This window comes from Streptomyces sp. AC627_RSS907 (assembly GCF_019049165.1).
On the sequence record NZ_JAGMUE010000753.1, the window covers coordinates 1 to 810 of the forward strand.

Sequence of the window (810 nt, forward strand, 5' to 3'; positions counted from 1 at the left end):
CCGTAGGGCTGCTCGGGGTAGCCGGCGTACGGGTCCGCGGCGTAGCCGTCGTAGCCGCCGGGCGGGTAGCCGTGCTGGCCGTCGCCGGCGCCCTGGCCGTCGTAGGCCCCGTACGCCTCGTACCCGCCCGCTCCACCAGGGCCGGCGGCGTCGTCGCCGGCGGGGGGCGGGCCGCTCGGCGCCGCGGCGAACGGGGTGTCGGCGGAGTCCGTGCGGTATATGCCGTAACCGTCGGTGTCGTCGGGCAGCGGTTCCGGCTGGTAGGTCGGCGGGACGGGTGCCTCGGCGGGGGCCGGCGGGGTCTCCGGCTCGGCCTGGAGGGCGGAGACGCGCAGCGTCGGCTCGGCCGCGGGGGCGCCGCCGCGGCGGCGCCCCTTCCCGCCGCCGGTGGCGCGCCCCGCGCCGCCCGGGCCGCGCAGCGACCAGCCGGTGGCGAAGCCGCGTCGGAAGGAGAGCGTGACGTAGGTCTGCCCGACCGCGAAGGCCGCCGTACCCGCGGCGATCAGCGGCACCGATCCGAGGACGACGCCGAGGACGACGCCGAGGAAGCCGGTGAAGGCCAGCAGTCGCCAGCGCAGTCGCGCCTTGTGCTGCAACAGCACCTCGCCGAGCAGCCACAGGGCGACGACGCCGAACGCGCAGTAGAGGACCGCCATGCCCATGTACGCCCCTCTCGTCCGGCCGCCGGTGCGCGGCCGTCACCGCGGTCAGGGCCGTTGGTGCAGCCCCAGGTTCTCGTAGATTTCCAACGTCGCCGTGGAGTGGTTCAGGGTGATGAAGTGCAGCCCGGGGATCTCCTCGGCCATCAAC

The 810-nt window shown here is 75.8% G+C and carries 2 pseudogenes; both read right to left on the reverse strand.

What is annotated here, in order from left to right:
• Positions 1–662, reverse strand: a pseudogene (locus KUM32_RS38440) (hypothetical protein); the annotation flags it as partial.
• A 45-nt stretch (positions 663–707) separates the two neighbouring features.
• Positions 708–810, reverse strand: a pseudogene (locus KUM32_RS38445) (methylenetetrahydrofolate reductase); the annotation flags it as partial.